The sequence below is a fragment of the Marivirga salinae genome, from assembly GCF_030503855.1.
GTDB lineage: Bacteria > Bacteroidota > Bacteroidia > Cytophagales > Cyclobacteriaceae > Marivirga > Marivirga salinarum.
In genome coordinates this window covers 3,693,165-3,716,799 of sequence record NZ_CP129971.1, presented here as the reverse complement: position 1 = coordinate 3,716,799, position 23,635 = coordinate 3,693,165, and the positions used below count along the sequence as shown (strand labels likewise).

Here is a 23,635-nt window from a genome sequence, read left to right as displayed (position 1 = left end):
ATGTAATAAGTTTGGTTTTTTTTATTTTTCTGACTACACTTGTACCATCAACTCAGTAATACTATTAAATGTAGTAACTGATTCAGAACAGCACCCGCTAGCTACAGCTGTTTTGAGCAAAACCTGCAGAGTGAAGAAATTTGACTTGTCCCACCTTATTAGGCCTTTGGTAGTTCAATGAAGGTTTTTTTCATGATTTAGTTTTTAGGGTTGATGTTTAATTTATTTTTAACCTTTTACTTTATTTAGTTATGAGAAAGAAAATTTTTAAAAAGAAAGTATTAATACCAGCTATAATGGGAGTATTTGCATTGGGGATGTATTCATTTGATGCATTTACTACTCAGCAAAGATTGATTGCGCCTGTAGGTGATTTATGTGCTTGGGACTTACAAGAAGGCTGTTCCATGCCTAAGGCAAAATTAAATTGTTCTTGCGAATAAATAATAACAGGGGATAAATTCCCCTGTTTTCATGTTTCTTTTTTAATGGATTAAAATTTATGAATAAGTCTGTACTATACCTGGCAATTATTTTTACTTTATATTCTTGTACAACCGGAAATAAAGATGTTGAAAAAAAACATAGTAAATTAAATTTTTCTTTAAAGGAAATAAAAAAAATTTCTATCGATGATTCGGTGATCAACACTAAGAATGTAGATTTTTTTATTCACGATAATGGTATTTATATTTATTCGGTTGAAGATTTTGATAATTTTTACGAATGCTTTTTCTACAGTTTAAATGATTCCACCAAAGACTTTACTTTAAAGCTGTTCAAAGAAGGTCCTGATGGAGTGGGTAAATTAAATTTACCCATACTTCCTGAGTCACCGGATGCCTTTTTTGCGCTAAATACAAATTCAGAATTTATCCAATTCAACGGCAAAGGTGAAATTATTAAAAAAAGTAAAATTATGATGCCTGATAGCATTAAAAGGCCTGAGGTAAAAGAATTCGCAAAACTTCAGAGATTTGGAGAATATTTCATAATGGAAACTATACCTATTAATTGGGATGGGTACTATGAAAGAAACTTGACGATTAAATACGATTTTGATAAGAATAAATTTCAAACTATACCTAGCCATTACCCGGATTTTATGCGACAAGGCGATAGTTTTGGTGTTAGTAGTTGGAACTTTAGCAGGACTATTAACAAAAAGGGTCATTTTTTATACAGTTTCAATTATGACCCAAATTTATATGTGTTTGATCAGTCCAAAATGATTAATGTAGTATCTACTAAGATACCGGATTTAAGAGAGGGTGATAAGTCTCCAATATCGGAAGAAGCCACATTTAATGAGCAACTAGAATATTTTATGAAAAGATCACAATTTCTTGAATTATATACTGATGAAAAATCTGGGAATACAATAAGGGTGGTTCATGATGGTATGACAAATGAAAAACTTGAAGTTGATCGAAATTGGTGGGAGAAAGATTTATATATTCAAGTATTTGATTCAGATTACAATTACGTTGGCTATGAAAGGTTTGATGCGAAACAATTTAGTTCAGAAAGCCTATTCTACCACGATGGATTATTGTATATGCCGTTTCATAATAAATCTAATGATGACACTGTAGAGGATAAATTTATTGTTCATGTTTATGAAATAAATCATTAGAGTAAATATTTAAAATTGATAGAAATGAAAGCAAAAATGTAATTGAGATTTTTAGTATATATTGTTACAGCTTTTCTGTTTTTAGAATCTTATTCAACTGAAGCAATTACGAGATAAGAAGTTTTGAAAGAACCAGAACGTTGTTATTATGTTTTCAAATTGGGTGCAATTGGGATGACATGGGGTTTGAGTACGGTTGTGATTAATACACAGAGTGTGGCCTCATCACAAGGTTTTTTTAATTTAATGCATTATGAATAAATTTGTGTTTTATCTTCTAAGTTTGATGATTTTATCTTCTTGTAATTCAAAAAATAGTGAATCCAATAAACTGCTTTTGGATTCACCGATTTTTGAAAATGATGGTAAATATTTGATAATCCCATTACTTTATGGTTGTGATGGTTGTGTTAAAAAAACTTATGAATTTGTAGAAAGCAATCATGCTAGTATTAAAAATAAAAATGATTTTTATGTTGTTTGGACTCAATTGAAAAATAAACGGCAAATAGAGAGAGATTATGATGAAAAATTTTTAGAAAATTTTATCATCGATTCATTAAATGTTTTAAACAGTGAAATAGATAGTTATCCTGTTTTATTTGAGGTGGAATCTGGTTATATAAATAATCAAATCACCCTTTCACCAGACAATTTGAATAGTGAACTTAAAAATCTAAAAGACCATTTAATTGAATAGATTTATTGTATTAAACTAAAGTATTCTTAAAATTAATTTATATGTTATTTAAGACTAAACAATATTTAATATCTGTTTAGTCTTATTTTTTATTTCACGTTAATTTCGATTAGCGAAAAACATAATTGGCTAAGTTTCTATCAAAATTATATCCTGAAAAAAATAATACTTTAGAGTCCTGCCATATGGAAAAGGAAAAGGCAGAAGCTGTAAAGGAATGAATCTAATATGTTTATATAAAATAGAGTTATAGGAACCTCATCAATAACCTAAAACCCTAGTTCCCTTCTTTCCCATCCCCCAATAATTCCTATCTTTACCGCATGACCCCATTTCGAATTATTATCACATTTTTAGTCGTCAGTTTAATGGGATTGGCGCTTATTCCCAAACTGTCAGTCAACCTGAATCCTACTTATCAGACACCTGAGATCAGTTTGCAATTTAGTGTGCGCAATGCGGATCCAACACAAGTGGAGAAACTGGCTACAGCACCATTGGAAAACATTTTATCTCAGCTCAGAGATTTGGATGAACTGAATTCCCAATCGCGTTATGGAAGCGGAAATATTACCCTTCGCTTTTCCAAAAATGCAGATTTAGCCTATAAACGCTTTGAAGTAGCCACTTTAATTCGGCAGGTCTATCCTCAATTGGATGAAAAAGTGAGCTACCCCATTTTGCAAAGCAGTGGGGGAGATGATGAAGAGGAGGAAAACAAAACCATTCTAAGATATACGGTACGAGGGCCTTTCGCATCCTATAGAATTAAAGAAATTGCGCAGGAATCCATTGTAAAACCCTTGCAGAATATTGCTGGAATTGAATCTTTACCGGTTTATGGAGCTAATAATTTGCAAATCAGCATCAATTTTCATCCTAAAAAATTGGAAGCCTATGGTTTGAGTCCTGCAGATTTAAGAACGACTTTACAGCAAAGTGGGCAGTTGCGCTATCCGGGCTTGGCACAGAGTGCGGGCAATGAAAAATATGTTTTAGTGCTCGATCAGAGGTTCTCTGACATTCAGCAAATTGGGGAATTAAAAATTACGCAACCTGAATCAGGAAAAAGCTATCGATTAAAAGATTTAGCGGAAATCAATTTAGAAGAACAGGAAGCTACTAGTCACTACAGAATCAATGGTGAAAACTTTGTCACGCTGGTAGTGGAGGCTAGAAAGGGCGTAAATCGAATCAACTTGGCCAGAGAAGTAAAGTCTCGATTAAATCAGATCGATGATAATTTGGCTGAAGGTGTAGCACTCCGTTTGGTGTATGATGATACCGAATACCTGGAAAAAGAGCTGGATAAACTTTACGAACGCTCCATTCTTTCCATCAGCATTCTCATACTTTTTATATTTCTGATTAACCGTAATTGGCGCTATTTACTGGTGCTTTTTGCTGGTATTTTAGTGAATGTTTCGCTGGCCATCATTGGTGTTTGGGCTTTGGATATAGAAATCCATCTGTATTCATTGGCTGGCTTGACCATTTCCTTTGGATTGATTGTGGATAATGCCATTGTCATGATCGACCATATTCATAAATATAAAAACAGACATCTGTTTTTGGCACTTTTAGCGGCTTCTTTAACGACTATTGCTGCTTTATTATTGGTTTTCCTTTTGCCGGAAGAACAGAAAATGAATCTGGTGGATTTCTCCAAAGTAGTAGCTTTGCTGTTGGGTGTTTCTTTATTGGTGGCTTTGTTTTTTACACCATCACTTTACGCATTGCTTTTTAACGCTCAAAACCAGACGCGAAAAGGCAATTCCATGAAGCAGTTGCGCAGAAAGGTGCGCTGGTTTAACCGTTATTCCAATGCCATTCATTGGTCAGCAAAGTATCGAAAATCCTTTTTTGTATTACTTTTATTTGCTTTTGGGTTACCAATATTTATGCTTCCCGCTAAATGGGAAGATCACGAATGGTACAATAAAGTCATAGGTTCTGATATTTACCAAGATGATATTCGACCAATATCTGATAAATGGTTGGGCGGCAGCTTAAGGCTTTTTGTGCGCAATGTTTATGAGCGCTCTAGCTACAGACAAAATGAAAAAACAAGGCTTTATATCAATGGTAAATTACCTTATGGCAATACGCTGGATCAAATGAATACCATTATGCAGGATTTCGAGGATTTTCTGCTCCAGCAAGAAGGAATCGATATTTTTACTACCCAAATTTATTCTGGTCAATATGGGAGCATTGAAATCATCTTTAAGGAAGAATATGAGAAATCAGCATTTCCTTATCAGCTGAAAGCTAGATTATCTTCTAGAAGCACAAACTGGAGTGGCGTAAATTGGACTGTTTATGGAGTAGGACAGGGTTTCTCAACTGGATCGGGAGACCGAATCCCATCTTTTAGAGTTGCTTTGAAAGGCTATAATTATTTCGAATTGGAAAATCAAGCGGATAAATTTGCTGAGATGTTGTTGGAGCATCCTCGAATTCAAGAAGTGAATACCAATGAAAGGATGAGCTGGCGCGATCAAAAAAGTAAAGAGTATATCATTCGACCGGATTTGAAAGAGTTGGCTTTTAATAATATCAGTCTATCGGATTTCACCAATGCTATTCGAATGCACGCTCCTGCAAATGGAGCCACTGCCTATTTACCCATCGGTGGAGAGCAATTCCCAGTAGTTTTAGCCTCAGCCCAAGCAGATAATTTCAATAAATTTGCTTTAGAGCAATACAGCTTGGATTATGATGGCAAAAGAATTCCAACCGGTAATTTGAGTAAACTCCAATTGGAAAACACCGTCAATGCGATTTATAAGGAAAACAGAAGCTATATAAGGGTTTTAAGCTTCGAATATTATGGTTCTTCCCGCTTTGGGAGTAAATATTTGGATGAAGTTTTGGGTACTTATGACCAAGTTAAACCATTGGGCTATAGCGCTGAAAAGCAAAGTTTTAGCTGGGGTTCAGATGCTGCCAAAAAGCAATATTCCTTATTGTTATTATTGATAGTAGCAATATTCTTTATTTGCAGTATTTTGTTTGAAAGCTTTAAGCTTCCATTCTACATTTTACTATTGATTCCACTCTCTTTTATCGGCTTGTTCCTTACCTTCGGTTGGTTCGAATTTTATTTTGACCAAGGTGGTTATGCTGCTTTTGTGATGTTGGGCGGGTTAACCGTCAATGCAGGGATTTATATATTGTATGATTTTAAAAATAGAAAAATTCAGGACAGCAGAGGTTTCCTGAAATCAGTCAGTACTAAAGCGGCCCCAATTTTACTAACCATTTTTTCTACTTGCTTTGGTTTAATTCCATTCGTGATGAGTGGCCAAAATGAAGTTTTCTGGTTTTCCTTAGCGGTTGGTACAATTGGAGGTCTTATATTCTCCATGATAGGGGTCTTTTTCTTTTTTCCGCTTTTAGCAGTTAAAAAAGCGAAGTAAGGGAATGTGAAGACCTATATTACAAAATCTAAATTTTGGTAGTAACCTAAGTCAGAGCAGAATTAATATTTAGGTTTTGAACTAAGTATTTGTTACTAGTCCGAGCATTCAAAAGATAATTTGAGTAGTGTGTTTAAAATCCTCTTAATATAATTATATAAAGCACATAGTTTAACCATTGCCTTAAATAAACCCATTAATTGTATATTTTACAGGCCATATTTTCGATGAACAGCTAGATTTTGATGTCCAAATTCATATTATTTAATTTAACTTTATAAATGACATCAAAACCTGCAATTCGCACTGTATTCTCGTTTTGATTTTGCAGTGATTAATAATAATGAATATTGATTTAAAACTTGATGCTGAACAACTAAACAGAGCAATTCATTTTAATCAATTAAGCTTTTAAAGATGCAAAGAATAATATTATATATAGCACTTGTATTTTTTGCTTTAGAAGAACTTAAGGCTCAAGAAAGCATGAATACTTCTGGGGGTGACGCCAATGGTACCGGAGGTACAGTCAGTTTTTCAGTAGGACAGCTGATGTATTCTACTGCTTCTGGGACAAATGGAACAGTAGAACAAGGAATCCAACAACTGAATATAATAAGCTCTGTAGTTTCAGGAATAGAAAATTCTGGTATTCAAATTAAATCAACTGCTTACCCAAACCCTACTTCTACAGATTTGAAGTTAGAAGTTGATAATTTGAATGGTTTTTTATACCAACTTTTTGATATAAAGGGGAACATAATACATACTCAGCATGTGAGAGGGAAAAGTGTAATAATAGATATGAAAGACTTTCCTCAAGCAATCTATATTTTGAATGTGATAAGTTCAGGTAGTCTAGTAAAAAAATTCAAAATCATAAAAGATTAGTGATATCCAAATTGAAATTAAATGAAATGTGATTATGAAAAATATTTTGGTATTAGTAGTTGTCTTATTGATTACTGAAATGGCAATGGGCCAAGCTCCTGAAAAATTTAGCTTTCAGGCAGTGATCAGAAATGCGGAAAATGAAATAGTAAAGGATCAATCTGTAGGTATTCAAATAAGCATTATTCGGGCTTCGGTGTCGGGTCCTGCTGTTTATGTTGAATCACATCAGCTTTCTACAAATGGAAATGGTTTAGTGAGTGTTAAGATTGGAGAAGGAAATATTATTTCTGGTACTTTTTCTAATATAGATTGGGGTGCTGGTCCATTTTTTATTAAAACGGAAACAGATCCTGAAGGTGGTGAAAATTACACTATCGAAGGAATTAGTGAATTATTGAGTGTACCTTTTGCTTTAAGAGCAACTACTACAGATAGTATTGTTGGAGGAATAAGTAGTAAAGAAACTGATCCCATATTTAATGCTTCCTTAGCTAGTGGTATAACTGAATCAGATACTATAAATTGGAATAATCATACAATCGATACAAAGCTTAATGCTTCTGAAATCGCTGACTTTGGTTTTGTTGAAGGACCGCATACAGATTCTACAAATATAGCTGATTTTGGATATGTAGCAGGAGCCCACCTTGATTCTACAGATATAGCAAATTTTGGTTATGTAACGGGTGAGCATGTTGATTCCACAGCTATAGCGAATATGGGATTTATATCTAACGATATTGAATACAGCATAGGCGATTTTGTACATGGTGGTATTGTTTTTTGGTTGGATGAAACGGGGCAGCATGGTCTTGTATGTGCCAAAAAAGACCAAAGTTCTGGTACCAGATGGTATGCTGGTACATTTGGTAGTACTCAAGCAAAAGGAGATGGTCCATTTGCTGGTAAATCAAACACCACAATAATAATTGCTGCTCAAGTTGCAATTGGAGATGATGGAGATACCTATGCTGCAAGAATTTGCAATGAATTGCAAATTACAGAAGATGAAAAAACCTATGGTGATTGGTATTTACCTTCTAAAAGTGAATTAAATTTAATGTTTTTGAATAAAACTATAATTGATGCGACAGCTACAAGTAATGGAGGGGATGCTTTTGCTTCCGATTTTTATTGGAGTTCCACCGAAATAAAAAATAATGCCGCTTCAGCTCAACAGTTCAATGCAGGTGTGCAATTAGGTTTTAATAAGAACGTACCTCGAAATGTGAGAGCTATACGGGCTTTCTAGTTTTTAATTCTTATAGCATTTATTGAGTTTATACTTCAAAGAATCAACTATGCTTATGTTAGACATTTCTATCCTTTAGTACATGCCAATAGTTCAAATGTCCGCTTGGACTTTTGATTTATCAATCCACCTCATTTTCACTTCTTTTTTTAAAAATCAATTAAAGATAAATGACCAACCTTTTAAAGCAAATGAGTGTCTATGTAGCATGAATCCTCTAATAAATATGAAAGCTAAATTTTTATTTGTTATAATTTTAATAATTTCAGCTTCTTGCCAATTAAATGATCTTGAGCCAGTTATAATAACAGATGGAACCTATACTGGATTTTTCGGCAGATCTAGCCCAAATGCCAAATATCAAGCATCCGATGTGACCTTAATTTTCAAAGGAAATACTTATCAAGGTCAAAGTAGTATTCAGAAATATCCAGCAATTTGCAGAGGAACTTTTACAATGAAGGGTAATAAAATTGAATTTACCAACGAATGCCCATGGACTGCAGAGTTTGATTGGACTTATATCTTAACTGGAGAGTTTGATATATATAAAGAAGGAGAAGAAATAATCATTCAAAGAAGTTATGGCGAGGAGACTTATGACACCTATCGCATGACAAAACAATAAACTGCATAAAGAAAGCTTCCGAATAGTTCAAGCCTCCGCTTGGGCTTTTGGTACCAAATCAATGAGATTTAATCAAACTTTTCGATGAATAGTGAAATTTCCATGCCAAAACCCTGATTTTTCACCCTTATTAGCAGTTCATACATACAATCAAAACCTGCCACTACTCATACAATTTACCGTTAACCTTCAAAATAATATTTTCCTATATTATCATCCTTTCCACCAACTTCTACCCCCAAACCCCTAATTTCTTCCATCCATTTCCCCTATATTTGCAGCACTACAAAAGACTATAAGAAATGAAAATATATACCAAAGGCGGAGATAAAGGAAAAACCTCTTTATTGGGTGGTTCACGGGTATCTAAAGCGCATTTGCGCATAGATGCTTACGGCAATGTGGACGAGCTGAATTCTTGGATGGGCGTATTGCGTGACCATAAGGAAAACACTTCTCGTAACCTGCTTTTTATTGAAATACAAGATCGATTATTTACCATTGGTTCACAGCTTGCTAAAGAGCCGGGGGAAAGCAAATTTCCTATTCCAGATATCTCAGAATCGGATGTAGAGCGCTTGGAAAAGACGATAGATGAAATGAACGAAAGCTTACCGCCTATGAAAAATTTCATTTTACCGGGCGGTCATCAGCTGGTTTCTTTCACTCATGTGGCGCGTACTGTTTGTAGAAGAGCCGAAAGGGGAGTGGTAGCCTTGAAAGAACATGAGGATGTCAATGATTTGATAATCACTTATTTAAATCGCTTATCCGACTATTTATTCATGTTGAGCCGTAAGTTAACGCAGGAATTGAATGCAAGCGAAGTGCCTTGGGTACCAAAAAAGTAATTGGAAATACCCCCTTTTTTTTGTACTTTCGTGCAATTTTAAACTAAACCGACCATCATGTTAGATACTTTAGATATTTCTATACAGAAAGTTCAAAATTCCCGAATAAATGAGGTGGATTTTAACAACATCCCTTTCGGGAGAGTATATTCTGACCATATGTTTATTGCGGACTATGAAGATGGTCAGTGGAGCGATTTAAGAATCGTGCCTTACGAAAAGCTTTCTATGGCTCCGGCTTCAAGTGTTATTCATTATGGTCAGTCTGTTTTTGAAGGCTTAAAAGCTTATAAAAATAAGAATGGCGAGGCAGTAGTTTTCCGTCCGGAGGCGAATGCCAAAAGATTGAACAAATCAGCCGAGAGAATGTGCATTCCAGAAGTTCCGGAAGAGCTATTCATTCAGGCTATGACCGAATTATTGAATTTGGATAATGCATGGATTCCGAACAAGGAAAATACTGCACTATATATCCGTCCTTTTGTTTTTGCAATGGATGATTATATCGGCATTAAGCCATCTGAAAAATACAGATTTATGATTATCACTTGTCCTGTTGGCGCTTACTATAGCGAGCCAGTGAAAGTGAAAATCGAAACAGAATTTACCCGAGCAGCCAAAGGCGGTACAGGCTATGCAAAAGCAGCTGGTAATTATGCTGCTTCATTATATCCAGCAAAATTAGCTCAGAAGCAAGGCTATCACCAATTAGTTTGGACAGATGCTACAGAGCATAAATACATTGAAGAATCAGGTACCATGAACATTATGTTCGTGATTAATGACACTCTTATCACACCTGAAGCAAGCTCTACTATTTTAAGAGGGATTACTCGCGATTCTGTATTGACATTAGCCAGAGACTGGGGAATGAAAGTGGAGGAAAGAAGAATCAGCATTAAAGAAGTAATTGAAGCAGCCAAAAACGGCACATTGCAAGATGCTTTTGGAGCTGGAACAGCGGCTACTATTGCGCATATCGAATTAATCGGTCATGATGGAGTGGATTATAAATTACCTCCGATTGCAGAGAGAGCATTTTCAAACAAAGTACTAAAAGCAATGGACGCTATTAAATTAGGCGAAGCAGAAGATAAATTTGATTGGATTTTTAAGCTTTAACTTATATCAAAAATATTGACTTTGCCGTACGATGAATGATTGTGCGGCTTTTTTTTGCCCCCTTTATTTTCCAAAAGGGTGTCAATGCAATTAAGTTAAGTTAAATTCTCTTAACTAGTTTTTCGCTTTAGCGAAAACCCTTTTGTGTTCTTTTGTGGTTAAAAATACTGTTTTTAATATGTACAATCGGTAATATCCCCACCACAAAAGAGACAAAAGAACACATAAGAAAATAACCAGGGTTATTTTTTTAGGTTGTAGTTAACAATGAGGCTTCAAAAGAGATGACAAAATATTCTCATTGCGAAAACTTTGCGCCATTGCGGCTTTGCGAGAATTTTTTAGCGTAAAAGACGCCTAGCGTACGTTCTTTTATATAGTAGAAAAAAGGAAAGCAATTGAGCTATAAAAAACATAACTTTGAATTTAAGAGATTTTAAACTAATAAAGCTTCTTAATTTTAAAATTTTAAAACAACATAAAACAAAGTCCTAATGACTAGTGACGATTTAAAAGACTTAAAGGCCCGAGTGGAAGCACTTCGGGGGTATCTTTGACTACGACAAGAAAGTTGAAGAAATAAAAGAACTGGAATTAGTATCTTCTCAACCTGATTTCTGGAATGATTCGGATGAGGCTGAAAAAACCATGAAAGTCATTCAAGGTTTGAAGGATTGGACTAGACATTTCGAAGAGCTGAGTGAATTATATGGTGAGGTAGAGACCTATTATGAATTTCTAGAAATGGGAGAATCTACTGAAGAAGAAGTAGATAAAGCCTATAAGAAAGCGCTTACCAAAACAGAAGAATTGGAGTTGAAAAAGATGCTTTCTTCTGAAGAAGACCAACTTTCAGCTATGTTACAGATCACTCCTGGAGCTGGCGGCACTGAAAGTAATGATTGGGCCGGAATCTTGATGAGAATGTACATCATGTGGGGAGAAGCCAATGGTTATAAAGTAAGAGAAGTAGATTTTCAAGAAGGCGATGTTGCGGGTGTTAAGTCTGTTACTTTGGAATTTGATGGTGCCCAAGCTTATGGATTCCTGAAATCTGAAAATGGCGTACATCGCTTAGTCCGCATTTCACCTTTTGATAGTGGTGGAAGGAGACATACTTCTTTTGCTTCTGTATATGTTTATCCGGTTGTGGATGATACCATAGAAATTGATATCCACCCTAATGATGTAGAATTGCATACATCTCGTTCTGGTGGTGCAGGTGGTCAGAACGTAAACAAAGTGGAGACTAAGGTGCAGTTAACGCACAAGCCAACTGGAATAGTGGTGATTTGTCAAGCCAACAGAACGCAATTAGCGAATAGGGAAGAGGCCATGAAAATGTTGAAATCCCAGCTATATCAAATTGAAGTAGAAAAGAGAAGCGCTGAAAGAAATGTAGTAGAAGCAGGTAAAAAGAAAATTGACTTTGGATCTCAGATCAGAAATTATGTATTGCATCCATACAAATTAATTAAAGATGCCAGAACGGGTGTAGAGAGAACAGATGTTCAAAACGTATTGGATGGTGATTTGAATGATTACATCAAAGCTTATTTAATGGGCAGTGATGAAACTGTGGATTGATAATATTTCAATTAAATACTTAGCTAGAATAGATCGTCATTCCTGCGAAGGCAGGAATCTTGTCTTATTGAAACGAAGTTTCAATACTCTTATCCTAGCAAAGGCATAGATGGATTAATAGTTGATTAGATTATTTTCTAGCTTTCTTGATATTTTAACCATAGGTTAAAATCATTAGATCCCTGCCTTCGCAGGGATGACGCCCGGAAAACACTTTTTCAAGTTTATTTACTTCATCTGTTTTAATTTAGAACAGTAATATTTTAATTAAAGCATTAAACTAGATTAGAACGTCATCCCTGCGGAGGCAGGGATCTTGTCCTATTGAAACGAAGGTTCAATAATATTAATCATTATTTCATATCAGCAACCTCATCATATAAATCCCTAAAAGTAGGATTCATTTCTTTAATTAGGTTAATTTTCCATTCTCGTTTCCATTTTTTAATTCTTCTTTCTCTTAATATGGCTTTATCAATAGTTTTGTGAAATTCATAATAAATTAGATCAGTGCATTTATAAGTAGTAGTGAATTCGGAACCTTCTCCATTTTTATGTTGGAAAGATCTATTACATAAATTGGAAGTAGAGCCTACATATAAAACGGACCGAGAGAAATTACTTTGGATATATACATATCCTCCTTTTGCAGTCATTTGGGTTAGTTTTTTTGGTGAAATATTAACTAAAGTATGTGAAGTTTAATTCAAAGCAAAATATTTTAGAAATGAATTTTACTGGAGAATCATTTAATAATTTAACTTCAATCTTGGCTAGAACCATCATCTCTACGCAACCTGTCCGGTTCTTTAGTCGAGAAGCAGAGATCTAGTCCTATTGAAACAAAGTTTCAATTCTCTTAACCCAAGTGTATGGTAGATTACTCAACTAGATAGTTCGATAGCCTGTTTTCATAGTATTTTAACCATAGGTTAAAATCAACAGATCCCTGCCTTCGCAGGGATGACGCACAGAAAACACGATTTCAAATTTATTAACTTCGTTTATTTTAATCTAGAATAGGAATGTTTCCATTAAACTAAAAAACAAGATTAGAACGTTCTCGACTTATAGTGCGGGACAGGCTATCCCTTTGAAGAAAGGGATCTAGTCCTATTGAAACGAAATTTCAATACTCTTAACTTAAAACTGGCATAGAGGAATTGATTGGTAATTAGATTTGTCTCTAGCTTTCTGGATATTTTAACCATAGGTTAAAATCATTAGATTCCTTTCTTCAAAGGAATGACGCACGGAAAATATATTTCAGATTTATTAATTTCATCTGATGTAATCTAGGACTATAATGGTTTAATTAAGGAATGACGCCCTGAATTTAGTGAGAAGTAATTATTACTGTATTTCAATGATCTATTGACAGAATGTTACCATTTGGTATTGAGATACTTTTGAGCAGTAATAATTTAACTTTTTAAAATTATGGGAGATTGCTTTTAAGGATTAATCTGAGAAATTATTTCCTCAACATTACCTTCAAAGTGGAATATTGATTCCCCTTTCTTAATTTAATCAGATACAAATTATTTGGTAGATGGGAAATGTCAATCGATTGACTGCTTTCAATATTTGTTTCACTTACTTTTAAGCTGCCTTGTAGATCATATATTTCAATTTGATCTACTTGCTTTGTGAATTTTAAAACTCCTCTGCTTGGATTAGGATAGGCTTTAATATCAAGTTTTGGGTTGATCCTTTTGTCATTGGAAACCTGTATTTCTTTTGTATCAAATACTGGTCGTATCATCACACTCCCTTCAAGCGTAATATTAGGTTCCCAATCACCACCTTGATTGTAAAATAATCTTGTTGCGCTATTGGTGTTTTTATCAAAACCTATTGAAAGTGGGGCATCATTTTCTTCTCTGTAGCCTATAAAAAATTCACCACTTAGCAATATTGGTCTATCAAAAGTAAATCGTTGAAATTGGTTTAATGACACACTTTGATTTATCAGCACATTTTGTGCTCTTAATATATCATCTGTATTAGAAGTTAAATTATTCCAAACTAATAGTGTTATGTTTTGAGTTGAGGCGTTTTGGCCAATATTAGGAGCGTAAATTTCAATACCAGTTAAAAATTGTTCGCCAATTACATCAAATGATTGGGCTAATTGATAGTTTCTTGAATTTAACTGCACTCTGGATTCTGCAGAACCGTCATCAAATGCATAATAATCATGTAATGGAATGATGGTCGATACCGTGTCATTTTGACGAAAGCTCAGTTCAGGATAATAGACCGCAACACCATCAATGGTTTCAAAGAATAAACTATCATTAGTACCTAAATTGAATTGAAAATTCAGATAAACGGAATCTTCATTTTCTTTTTCCGATAATAAGTGGTTTATAAATTGACTTTTGTTTTCTGGGTGATAGATAAATTGAGCAGTATCCTGTAAATCAGTTAAGAACACTCCATCTACTTCTAATGAATCAATGATTTGGTTGGGTTTTAGAGTATCATATACTGTGCTGAAAAATTCAGTACCAAAGGAGAAATTATTGGCATTGCCAGCCCATAGATTATTGTAAATGAATGTTGCGGTATCGATATTTTCTTCTAACCAACTTTCATTCAAATGCTTTAAGGGTAGAGCATAATAATCAGCAAAAGGGCTTTTAGGCTTTTCAGAAAAAGTTCGATCCTCATAGGAATCATAGGCATTACCTTGCGTATTAACTGGCGTATTTCCAGCATTCAGATAAATGTAATCCAAATTCCAAGTATCAAAATCGCCAGCTAAACTACCTGCTGATTCAAATTTAAATTGAAAACCTGCATGCAAGAAGCTACTATCATTTACTCTTTCAAAGTGCTGGGAAAATAAAGTTCTTTCTATGTTTCCGCTACCGCCAAAACCATGAACCAGTATCCATTCTCCTTCCGCATTCCTGAAGCTTAATTTTAGTGAATCCTGAGCATCAGGAGCATTTCCTCCAAATCCTTCTTGCCAAAAAAAACTAAGATTAATATTGGAATTTTCATCATAGGCAGATAAATCTATTGGTTTGGATACCAAACTATCTCCAATCCCATTTGCATTTTCTTCTGTGTTATAGGCTATACCATTGCCATCAAAACCATCTAAGGTAGCCACATTAAAGGAAGGAGGGAGGTAGGCAAATCCATTATTGACAAACACATGTTCCCCATGAAGCCAAATGTTTGAATCGGGTTCTTGACTATTATATGTAAAGTCATCCCAAATTGGCATACTGATGGTGTCTTGACTTACAGACAGCCTCATTTGTATGTTAGAATTCTTTTTATAAAGATGACCAATAGGGCTTTCAGTTATTTGCCCATAAAAAAGCATTGATTGAAAAAAGAATCCAATAATAAAAAATATTTTCAGCCAGCTTGACCTCATATCTCTTCTGGTGTCAATAATTCATCTTGATTTTTTGGTGCCACAACCCAGATATCTACATGATTACCAGTTCTAACTGAAGTTCCAGCTTCAGGATATTGCTGTAAAACAATGCCAGCTGCCTTTTCATCATCTTCGCGCGTTCTCACTTTACCAATCTGTAAACCGCTGCCAATAATAATAAATTCTGCTTCTTCTTGATTGTTCCCCACTAAATCGGGTGTAGGAAATGGTCTTCCTAATCCGTTTCCAATTACTAAATCAATGGTAGAACCTTTGGCTATATCTTCCCCTGGTTCAATTTCTTTCCCATCTAATTTTTGCTTTAAAACGGCATTTTGAAATTCATGAGGTTCATAAGTGATCTCACCTAATAAAAGTCCATAGCTTTCTAAAACCATCTGCGCATTTTTTAATGAGCCATCTACTAATTTTGGCATTTTTACATCTGGTGGGCTTGTCGCATTCAGCGAGACGTAAATCTTTCTATTTTCTTTTACTTTTTTACCTTCTTTAGGGTTTTGGCTTAATACTGTTAAAGCTGGATATTCAGCAGAGTAGCCTGAGTCCGCAGTTACTTCAAATCTCAAATCCCTTTCCAATAAAAATTCATCTAATTCATCCAAATGAACACCTTCCAACTGTGGAACTGTGATGCTTTCGCCATGATGGGTAGTTACTGGTAAATAGATATAGAAAAAAGTTAATACGATTATGACACCTAGCCCAATAATAATACCTAAGTGAATGAATACATCTTTTAAAGAATTAGCTGTTAGCTTCATTTTGCAATGGTTTGTTTTTTCATTTTTTCAGTTCCGAAAGAAAGTATTTTATCAATAAAATCATAGGGCTTGTAGCCATTGATTGCTGTTTGATGAAAAATACAAGTTGCCGGTGTCATGCCTGGCAATGAGTTTACTTCAATAATAATGGTTTCAACGCTCAAATCCTCATAAACCCTTACAAAAGCATCAATTCTTGCATAACCTGTGATATCGAGTACTTCAGCTGTTTTTTTCAATGTGGCTTTCACTTGCTCCGCTACTTTACTGTAATTGCCGGCATCAGGTGTATATCTTGCAGGTGTTATATTTTGACCTTCCCCTGCCAAGAATTTTTCCTCCAGACTTAAAACTTCACCTCCTGCTAACGCTTCTGAGGGCTCAAATATTTCATATTCGATGCTTCCATCTTCTTTGAAATGTGTTAAAAGTCCGCCAGTTATTTCTAAAAAGTGTTTTGCATCTTTCTTTTCAATCAATTCTTCCAATAAAAAGAAATTCTTCTGAGGAAACTCCTCATTTTTCTTGAGTTTCAAAATATTGGCTAAATCCTCTATAAACTCAGCTTGCGGTCGGAACATCATACCTGCAAAAGCTTCGAGTTCAGCTCTGGTTTTTATTTTCTTTACTGCCGAACTGCAACCATCATCAGCAGGTTTGGCAATCAATGGATAGCTTAATTGCTTTTCAATAGCCTTAATTTCCGCATCCTTATTGCTTTGCCATTTGTCTTCATAAACCAATCGATGATCGGCTACTGATATGCCAGCATTTTTCAGTATTTCATTCGTATCGTACTTATTGATGGTGATTTTTGAACTTTCTACATCTGAACCATTATAAGGGATATTCAATTTCTCCAGTTCAGTTTGAACCGCCCCGTCTTCTCCTGGCCTTCCGTGAAGTGCAATAAAGGTCACATCAATTAATTCTGGTAAATCGGAATAAGATATTTTCTGTAACTGAGTGTTTCCTATGCCTGAATATTTTTCTGTAATCTCATTACTTTCAAATTTGATTTGAGAAATAATTGGATGGATCTGGTAATTCTGAACTTTCTCTTTAATATCGTCTGCATTATCTTTTAACATAATGTTGATTGGCAATACATATAGCTCATGCTGATCTTCATTTCCACTTAAAAAAATCGGAATAGGTAAATATTTTTCTGAGGAAGATAACTTTTCATAAATATTTCTACCGCTCTCTACTGAGATATGCCTTTCGGTAGAAAATCCGCCCATAATTACGCCAACATTTATTTTCTTTTTTGCTTCCTTTTTTAATCCCTCCAAAGCATTATCCAGCTGTTTTATCATTTTTTGCAATTCAAAATGATGCTTTCCTGTAGTTAACCTTGCCTTTAAGGAAGTTCTAATAATATAGCTCAAGAATTGCGAAGGATTCAAGCCAATTTCAGCTGCTTGATGAAAGAAAAATGAAGAAGGTAACATGCCTGATGTTGTATTCGGATCATTCAGGAATACTTTCCCTTCTTTGGTGATGAAACCATCTATTCTTGCATAAACATCAATTTGCAACGCTTTAAATAAAGCAGCACATTGAGTTCTGATTTTTTCAATGATGTCTTGTGGTGCATCAATTGGTGTGATTTTTCTGCTTATACCGGGTAAGTATTTCGAACGATAGTCAAATACATCTTTACCTTTTCTGATTTCGGTAGGAGGCAATGCAATCGGTCTTTCAATCTCATCTTGAATGACAATACATGAAAATTCTTTTCCTTCAATAAATGACTCAATCAAAAGAGAATTCTCTGAGTCGATGGCTTTTAATTTTATGCTTTCTTTCTGCTCTGCAAAAGAATCATTAAGGAAGTCCAATAATTCATCAGGGGTGTAAAGAATGTCATCCTCAATAATTACAGGCAAGCCAATGCCTTCTCTTATATCTACTAATCTGGCAATAAAACTAATTTTGTCTTCTTGACTGTAGTTTTTCCAATCGCTTTTCTGAATTTCTAATTCAAAGAAACTTTTTTGAACCAGTTTTTCAAATTCTTCTAAATTATCATCGCTTAAAATGCTAACCCCAATGGAGGATCCCTGATGAGGAGCTTTTATAACCAAAGGCAATCCTAATTCCTTTTTTAAGCTGTTATAAACATTTTCATGAGGTTGCTTATTCCAATCGTATTTATTGAGAATATGGCTTTTTGGCCCTTCAAATCCAGCTTGTTTTAAGAATTGTCTTTGCGCAATTTTACTGATTCCTATAGAAGAAGGTAGGATGCCAGCCCCGCTAAAAGGGATTCCATACCATTCTAAAATCCCTTGAATATTACCATCTTCCCCATAAGGCCCGTGGAGTGATAAGAAAGCAAAATCTATATATTTTTTGAAGTCAGCAGGATTGAGTTTTTGTCCAACCTCAGCAATTAATTGATCCCACTCTTTGTCTGATAAATTTTTCAAAGATTCTGCATAAATCTGAACAGGCAGATTTGATTTTGGCAAGAAATCAACCGGTGGATAAAAATCGCGGATAGTCCCTTTGTAAATATATTGCCAATCTAACAATATGAAATGTCCTTTGCTATCTATAAAAATAGGAACAGCTTCAAATATGGATTTATTAAGGTTGTCATAAACCGTTCTTCCGCCTGCAAATGATATTTCTCTTTCTCTTGACTGCCCTCCAAAAAATATTCCGATTCTCATATTTATTTTATATGGATTTTATTGAACTGTATGAAGACAAACTTTTTAATCTCAAAATCTGATAAGTTTGTTCTTATACATTAATTAGCAAAGTATTATTAAACGAAATGTAAAAATAACATATCAATTAAGAATTCTACCCATGATTTGTAATTTGTGAATTTAAAAAGTGGAATATTTTTGAAGAAAGCTATTTCTGAATCATGAATCTTTCAGTAGCAGAAAATCTATTCGTTCTAAGCCTCAATATATACATTCCTTCTGCTAATTGAGAAACATCAAAACTAATGAATTGATTAAGGATTTTAGGTTCTTTAAATTCTAATATTACATTTCCTTTCATATCTAAAATTTGGAAAAACCCTTCTTCTGCAACATCCAAATTTAGATGTAAATTCACGTCATTTTTAGCCGGGTTTGGATAGATGACAATTGATTTCCTAACATTTGGAAAGGGCGGAGGTGGAGACTGCCCAACAAAAAATGAAATGTTTTTTAAATAGATGTTTTGACCATTATCATGTGTGACCTTAAAAGCTAGTCTTATTTTATCTCTGTTAACATAAGGCGAAAGATCTATGAATTCATTTCTCCATGTCAAGTGATCTGTTATATCATTTCCATATGAGGTAGCTAAAGAGTCTCCTGATTTAGAGTAAATTAAAGTGTTGAAATTTTTACCATTATCATTGGATATATAAACTTCAAACTTCTCGGATTGTCTTAATGCTTTTCTGTAAGAAAGATCAAAAATTAATCCTAGGTAATTAGTATTACTAACATCCATCAAAGGGCTTAGGAGCCAATCTTCGGAGGATTCTTTAGTGATATAAGAAGAGTTGCTGTTGACAGCAAAATTATTCGAACTATAAGTCCAGCCTGCATCTTTATCAGGGTTGAATTCAAACCAATTATCACTATTACCATTTTTTAGAATTAATCTTAATGGTGGAAGTTCCTCAAGGCAATTAATCTGAAATGGCACATAAATATTGTTGATAATTTCTTCTTCCTCATTGTTGATTATAGCTCTTATCTCAAATTCTCCATTCTCCCGTTGTGGTTGAGGAATTATAATATCTACCTCTGAATTTTGTCCCGAAACTATTACTTCATCATTTATAATATATTCTTTTATAAGTTTACCATTGTCTAATATCTCTAGTTTGTAGTTGCTAATATTTTCTCTACCTATATTTTTAACGGTAAGTATTCCCTCTAATTCTTCATCACAAAATAGAGGGTTAATGTTTTTCCAGTTTAAAACGTCAATTTCTTTATTTTTTTTCGTTGATTCTTCTACATTAAATTCACTTATATAGAAATTATTGCCGAGTCTATTTTCAGCCACTATGTTAAAACAAACAGATTCTTGATCTCTTAATCGATTTAGGTCTATTTTAACGGTATCCCAATCCAAGCGAAATTGAGGGGTAAAGATGGAATCAACTTGGTAGGCTGTAGATAAATCAGTTATATTATTAGAAAAAATCAAATCATTGAAAGTTCTTCCGCAATCATAAGAAGCATAAATACTTACCCTGTTTGGGATAGAATCTGCCACTTGTGCAAATACAAAACTTAATTCGGGAACATCTATAGTCGTGAAATCAAATATTGGTGAAATGATTTCTTCTTTTTGCCCAAAATTCTGACGGTTTTCATAAAAAGGAACTCCTATTGCATCATTAAATTGTTGCCATGTTTCTTCTTGATCGGCATTTCTGATAAACCAAGAATCGAAATTATTTTGAAACTTCTTTTTATATGGTAGATTTCCCTCTTGAAGTTTTTGATAATATTCCGTTTTTAGATTGTTTTCTAAGCGATCATCCTCAAAAGCTCCTTCTAGGTTGAGGCTGTAGGAAATAGAATACTCAGCTGTTTCTATAAAATTTAAAAGTGGAAAATAAACTACTTTTTCATCTCCACTCTCCAAGGTATCGGTAAATTCCAAGGTTTCTGTTAAAAGCTCATTCACATATAAATCAATACTATATTCTTTAATCATGAACAGGCCTTGATTTTTGATGGTAATTTGTGGACTAAAATTCCCACTACAACTACCGGTGAATTGTGAGTTTATTTCAGTCAGTCCTAAATCACGATTGAAAACAGGCGGTTCTTCTAGTCCTTTTGATTCGGTCAGGCTTTTTCTTCTTGGGCTGTTTTCAATTACCGTCCTTACTCTGGATTTTTGGTCTTGGGTAAAGAGGTTCATACATGCGTCATTGGTATAATCCATGAAGTTTTGGACCATGTCTAAACTTTCGCAACTGGTCTTAGTGATATTACATCCTGTACTTGAACCGCTTGCACTGGGTGTGTCTGCACAAAAATCATCCACAGTGCATCCACCATCACCCCAAATATGCCTTAGGCCTAAAAAATGCCCCATTTCATGAGTAGCTGTTCTTCCCTTACTTTCGAAAGAAGGACTTTCTGGATTATCTCCAAAATATACGTAGTCTAAAGATACTCCATCAATTAATCTATTATTACTAGCAGCATCTAATCCTGCTAAATTTGAGACAGGAAATTCAGCCCATCCTAAACTTCCGCCTGCTAAATCAGTAACCCAAATATTTAAATATTCTTCTGCAGGCCAGTAACTTTCTGCACTTAAAATTCCTCGATCTTGATAGCTGTAGCTTGATTGGCTTCCAGGTATTCTGACTATTCCATCTGTTTCTGTTCCATCTGGACTTTGTTTGGCATAAATAAACTCAATTTCAAGCGAGGCAGCCAAATCCTGAAATTCTTCTAAGGTTTCAGATGCGTCTTCATTAAGCCTATTGAAATCCTCATTTAATACTTCTAATTGGCGATCAATTCTACTTTTAAGTAGATTTCCTCCAATTCCAACTGGTTCACCATTATGAATGATATGAAAAACTACGGGGATTTGTACCAGTACTTTCTGATTTCTTTGGGAAGTGGTATTTTTTAATTTCTGTTTTTCAGCTATCCAGTTTTCGAACTTTTGTGTGCTTAGTTCAGGATATTTCTTTTCTCTCTCTTCTAATATTTTTGGTACTGCGCATTTTTCTTGCGCTGAAAGATTAAGAATATTAAATAATAGGGAAATAAAAATACCACTCCTGATGAGGAATTTCAAATAAGAGTGGTATCGTTTTTTCATTGGGTCTAAATACTTTTGTCTAAATTTAAATATACCTAAAATTAAAACCAAGCATTAAGTTGCAACAGAATTGAGTTTAAAATTTTCTTTCGAAAATAATATAAATTCAAAATATTATAATTAGCGCATTGTTTGCGGTAATTCAGCATTAGGGTCATCAGCCGAGGTTATATTTATTGCTTCCACTGCAGTTACTTCTGGAACAGATTTTTTAACAGCTTCTTCAACGCCAGCTTTTAAAGTCATGGTGGACATGGGGCAATTGCCACAAGCGCCTAATAACTCTAAACGTAATAATCCCTCATTAAAATCCAATACGCGTACATTACCACCATCTGCCTCTAAATAAGGTCTTATGGAATCTAATGCTTTTTCAACTCTATTTAAAATATCCATATTTTATTAATTTCAACTCGTCATTTCAACTGTTTTGGTACCCGCTATGCTTGCATTTCTTATAGCAACCTGACGGGCTAATTTTTGTGCTAAATCCTTAAAAGCATCTGCTGATGGACCTTCTTTCATTGCGGTAGGATAACCAGAATCTCCGCTTTCACGAATAGATTGCACTAAAGGCATTTGGCCAAGAAATGGAATATCATATTCCTCACTCATTTTATAACCACCGCCTTCTCCAAATATAAAGTACTTATTATCTGGTAATTCTGCTGGTGTAAAGTAAGCCATATTTTCAACCAATCCCAGAATAGGGACATTAATTTGTGGTTGCTTGAACATTCCAATAGCCTTTTTAGCATCCGCCAAAGCAACTTTTTGTGGTGTTGTCACTACCACAGCACCTGTAACAGGAATGGTCTGTACCAAGGTTAAATGAATATCACTAGTTCCTGGAGGCAAATCAATTAATAAATAATCTAATTCTCCCCAATCCGTATCTCCTATGAATTGTTTTAAAGCAGAACTTGCCATTGGTCCTCTCCAAACCACCGCATTATCCGGTGGAGTTAAAAACCCAATGGAAATAAGCTTTATACCATATTGCTCAATAGGTACGATAATATTTTTACCATTAACTTGCTTTACTTCTGGTTGCTCTGCTTCACAATTGAACATGGTAGGAATTGAAGGACCAAAAATATCTGCATCAATTAATCCCACTTTTGCACCTTGTTGTGCTAAAGATACTGCAAGATTAGCCGTGACAGTAGATTTTCCTACTCCTCCTTTACCAGATCCAATGGCAATGATGTTTCTTACATTGGGCAATAAAGGCGCGGTACTTCTGGTTGAGGTAACATTAGAAGTCATATTTGGAAATACCTGCAAATCTTTGTCTACTTGCTGATGAATGGCATTAATACAGTCATTTTTGATGATTTCTTTAAGCGGACAAGCTGGAGTGGTTAATACAACAGTGAAATAAACGGCATTTCCATCAATGCTCACATCTTGTATCATATTCAGCGTTACCAGATCTTTTTTGAAATCCGGATCATCTACTGTGCTTAATGCTTTAATTATGCTATCTTTAGTAACAGCCATATATAAATTTTATGATTTAAAAATCGTAGTTTTGC

General features: G+C 34.5%; 17 protein-coding genes. 10 read left to right on the top strand and 7 right to left on the bottom strand.

Annotated features, from left to right (window positions below; translation table 11 throughout):
- Nucleotides 1-251 precede the first annotated feature (251 nt).
- From QYS49_RS15525 to prfB, 10 genes are all read left to right on the top strand, one after another.
- Complete coding sequence (locus QYS49_RS15525) at nt 252-443, top strand: hypothetical protein (RefSeq protein WP_308348590.1); 192 nt, start codon at nt 252-254, stop codon at nt 441-443.
- Nucleotides 444-502: 59 nt separating this feature from the next.
- Nucleotides 503-1,636, top strand: coding sequence for a DUF4221 family protein (locus QYS49_RS15520; RefSeq protein WP_308348588.1), 1,134 nt, complete (start codon nt 503-505; stop codon nt 1,634-1,636).
- 253 nt (nt 1,637-1,889) lie between these two features.
- Nucleotides 1,890-2,336, top strand: a complete 447-nt coding sequence (locus tag QYS49_RS15515; RefSeq protein ID WP_308348586.1) for a hypothetical protein — start codon at nt 1,890-1,892, stop codon at nt 2,334-2,336.
- Between the two features lie 323 nt (nt 2,337-2,659).
- The gene (locus tag QYS49_RS15510; protein WP_308348584.1) at nt 2,660-5,758 is read left to right on the top strand and encodes an efflux RND transporter permease subunit; all 3,099 of its coding nucleotides are present in this window, start codon (nt 2,660-2,662) and stop codon (nt 5,756-5,758) included.
- Between the two features lie 417 nt (nt 5,759-6,175).
- Nucleotides 6,176-6,649, top strand: coding sequence for a T9SS type A sorting domain-containing protein (locus QYS49_RS15505; RefSeq protein ID WP_308348582.1), 474 nt, complete (start codon nt 6,176-6,178; stop codon nt 6,647-6,649).
- 34 nt (nt 6,650-6,683) lie between these two features.
- Nucleotides 6,684-7,904 carry a DUF8740 domain-containing protein gene (locus QYS49_RS15500; protein ID WP_308348580.1) on the top strand — a complete coding sequence of 407 codons (1,221 nt, stop codon included), beginning with the start codon at nt 6,684-6,686 and terminating at the stop codon, nt 7,902-7,904.
- Between the two features lie 226 nt (nt 7,905-8,130).
- The gene (locus tag QYS49_RS15495; RefSeq protein WP_308348578.1) at nt 8,131-8,532 is read left to right on the top strand and encodes a hypothetical protein; all 402 of its coding nucleotides are present in this window, start codon (nt 8,131-8,133) and stop codon (nt 8,530-8,532) included.
- Nucleotides 8,533-8,834: 302 nt separating this feature from the next.
- The gene (locus QYS49_RS15490; protein WP_308348576.1) at nt 8,835-9,383 is read left to right on the top strand and encodes a cob(I)yrinic acid a,c-diamide adenosyltransferase; all 549 of its coding nucleotides are present in this window, start codon (nt 8,835-8,837) and stop codon (nt 9,381-9,383) included.
- Nucleotides 9,384-9,440: 57 nt separating this feature from the next.
- On the top strand, nt 9,441-10,505 hold the full coding sequence (locus QYS49_RS15485) for a branched-chain amino acid aminotransferase (protein ID WP_308348575.1): 1,065 nt from the start codon (nt 9,441-9,443) through the stop codon (nt 10,503-10,505).
- A 494-nt stretch (nt 10,506-10,999) separates the two neighbouring features.
- Nucleotides 11,000-12,092, top strand: a protein-coding gene (prfB, locus tag QYS49_RS15480) for a peptide chain release factor 2 (protein ID WP_308348574.1) whose coding sequence is annotated in 2 segments (ribosomal slippage) — nt 11,000-11,059 and nt 11,061-12,092 — 1,092 coding nt in all. Because the reading frame shifts where the segments join, the coding sequence is not laid out codon by codon here.
- Between the two features lie 353 nt (nt 12,093-12,445).
- On the opposite strand, the gene QYS49_RS15475 is transcribed toward prfB, so the two are convergent.
- The 7 genes from QYS49_RS15475 to QYS49_RS15445 all read right to left on the bottom strand — a co-directional run bounded on the left by QYS49_RS15475 (nt 12,446) and on the right by QYS49_RS15445 (nt 23,600).
- Entirely contained in the window at nt 12,446-12,748 is a 303-nt protein-coding gene (locus tag QYS49_RS15475) for a GIY-YIG nuclease family protein (RefSeq protein ID WP_308348573.1), read from the bottom strand.
- Nucleotides 12,749-13,566: 818 nt separating this feature from the next.
- The gene (locus QYS49_RS15470) at nt 13,567-15,435 is read right to left on the bottom strand and encodes a T9SS type A sorting domain-containing protein (RefSeq protein WP_308348571.1); all 1,869 of its coding nucleotides are present in this window, start codon (nt 15,433-15,435) and stop codon (nt 13,567-13,569) included.
- A gap of 50 nt (nt 15,436-15,485) precedes the next feature.
- A complete protein-coding gene (locus tag QYS49_RS15465; RefSeq protein ID WP_308348569.1) occupies nt 15,486-16,274 on the bottom strand; it encodes a PASTA domain-containing protein in 789 nt (262 codons plus the stop codon).
- Nucleotides 16,271-18,955 carry a D-alanine--D-alanine ligase family protein gene (locus QYS49_RS15460; protein ID WP_308348568.1) on the bottom strand — a complete coding sequence of 895 codons (2,685 nt, stop codon included), beginning with the start codon at nt 18,953-18,955 and terminating at the stop codon, nt 16,271-16,273. The genes QYS49_RS15465 and QYS49_RS15460 overlap by 4 nt, the downstream gene beginning before the upstream one ends.
- Nucleotides 18,956-19,145: 190 nt before the next feature.
- Nucleotides 19,146-22,097: a M43 family zinc metalloprotease gene (locus QYS49_RS15455; RefSeq protein ID WP_308348566.1), complete on the bottom strand. Its 2,952-nt coding sequence runs from the start codon at nt 22,095-22,097 to the stop codon at nt 19,146-19,148.
- A gap of 120 nt (nt 22,098-22,217) precedes the next feature.
- Complete coding sequence (locus QYS49_RS15450) at nt 22,218-22,493, bottom strand: NifU family protein (protein WP_308348565.1); 276 nt, start codon at nt 22,491-22,493, stop codon at nt 22,218-22,220.
- 12 nt (nt 22,494-22,505) lie between these two features.
- The gene (locus QYS49_RS15445) at nt 22,506-23,600 is read right to left on the bottom strand and encodes an Mrp/NBP35 family ATP-binding protein (RefSeq protein WP_308348564.1); all 1,095 of its coding nucleotides are present in this window, start codon (nt 23,598-23,600) and stop codon (nt 22,506-22,508) included.
- Between the last annotated feature and the right edge of the window lie 35 nt (nt 23,601-23,635).

Excerpts from the sequence above, each read along its gene's own strand:
- QYS49_RS15475 (WP_308348573.1), bottom strand. The coding sequence starts at position 12,748 with ATGACTGCAAAAGGAGGATATGTATATATCCAAAGTAATTTCTCTCGG.
- QYS49_RS15500 (WP_308348580.1), top strand. The coding sequence starts at position 6,684 with ATGAAAAATATTTTGGTATTAGTAGTTGTCTTATTGATTACTGAAATG.
- QYS49_RS15470 (WP_308348571.1), bottom strand. The coding sequence starts at position 15,435 with ATGCTTTTTTATGGGCAAATAACTGAAAGCCCTATTGGTCATCTTTAT.
- QYS49_RS15520 (WP_308348588.1), top strand. The coding sequence starts at position 503 with ATGAATAAGTCTGTACTATACCTGGCAATTATTTTTACTTTATATTCT.
- QYS49_RS15485 (WP_308348575.1), top strand. The coding sequence starts at position 9,441 with ATGTTAGATACTTTAGATATTTCTATACAGAAAGTTCAAAATTCCCGA.
- QYS49_RS15490 (WP_308348576.1), top strand. The coding sequence starts at position 8,835 with ATGAAAATATATACCAAAGGCGGAGATAAAGGAAAAACCTCTTTATTG.
- QYS49_RS15465 (WP_308348569.1), bottom strand. The coding sequence starts at position 16,274 with ATGAAGCTAACAGCTAATTCTTTAAAAGATGTATTCATTCACTTAGGT.
- QYS49_RS15455 (WP_308348566.1), bottom strand. The coding sequence starts at position 22,097 with ATGAAAAAACGATACCACTCTTATTTGAAATTCCTCATCAGGAGTGGT.
- QYS49_RS15445 (WP_308348564.1), bottom strand. The coding sequence starts at position 23,600 with ATGGCTGTTACTAAAGATAGCATAATTAAAGCATTAAGCACAGTAGAT.
- QYS49_RS15515 (WP_308348586.1), top strand. The coding sequence starts at position 1,890 with ATGAATAAATTTGTGTTTTATCTTCTAAGTTTGATGATTTTATCTTCT.
- QYS49_RS15510 (WP_308348584.1), top strand. The coding sequence starts at position 2,660 with ATGACCCCATTTCGAATTATTATCACATTTTTAGTCGTCAGTTTAATG.
- QYS49_RS15460 (WP_308348568.1), bottom strand. The coding sequence starts at position 18,955 with ATGAGAATCGGAATATTTTTTGGAGGGCAGTCAAGAGAAAGAGAAATA.
- QYS49_RS15450 (WP_308348565.1), bottom strand. The coding sequence starts at position 22,493 with ATGGATATTTTAAATAGAGTTGAAAAAGCATTAGATTCCATAAGACCT.
- QYS49_RS15525 (WP_308348590.1), top strand. The coding sequence starts at position 252 with ATGAGAAAGAAAATTTTTAAAAAGAAAGTATTAATACCAGCTATAATG.
- QYS49_RS15495 (WP_308348578.1), top strand. The coding sequence starts at position 8,131 with ATGAAAGCTAAATTTTTATTTGTTATAATTTTAATAATTTCAGCTTCT.
- QYS49_RS15505 (WP_308348582.1), top strand. The coding sequence starts at position 6,176 with ATGCAAAGAATAATATTATATATAGCACTTGTATTTTTTGCTTTAGAA.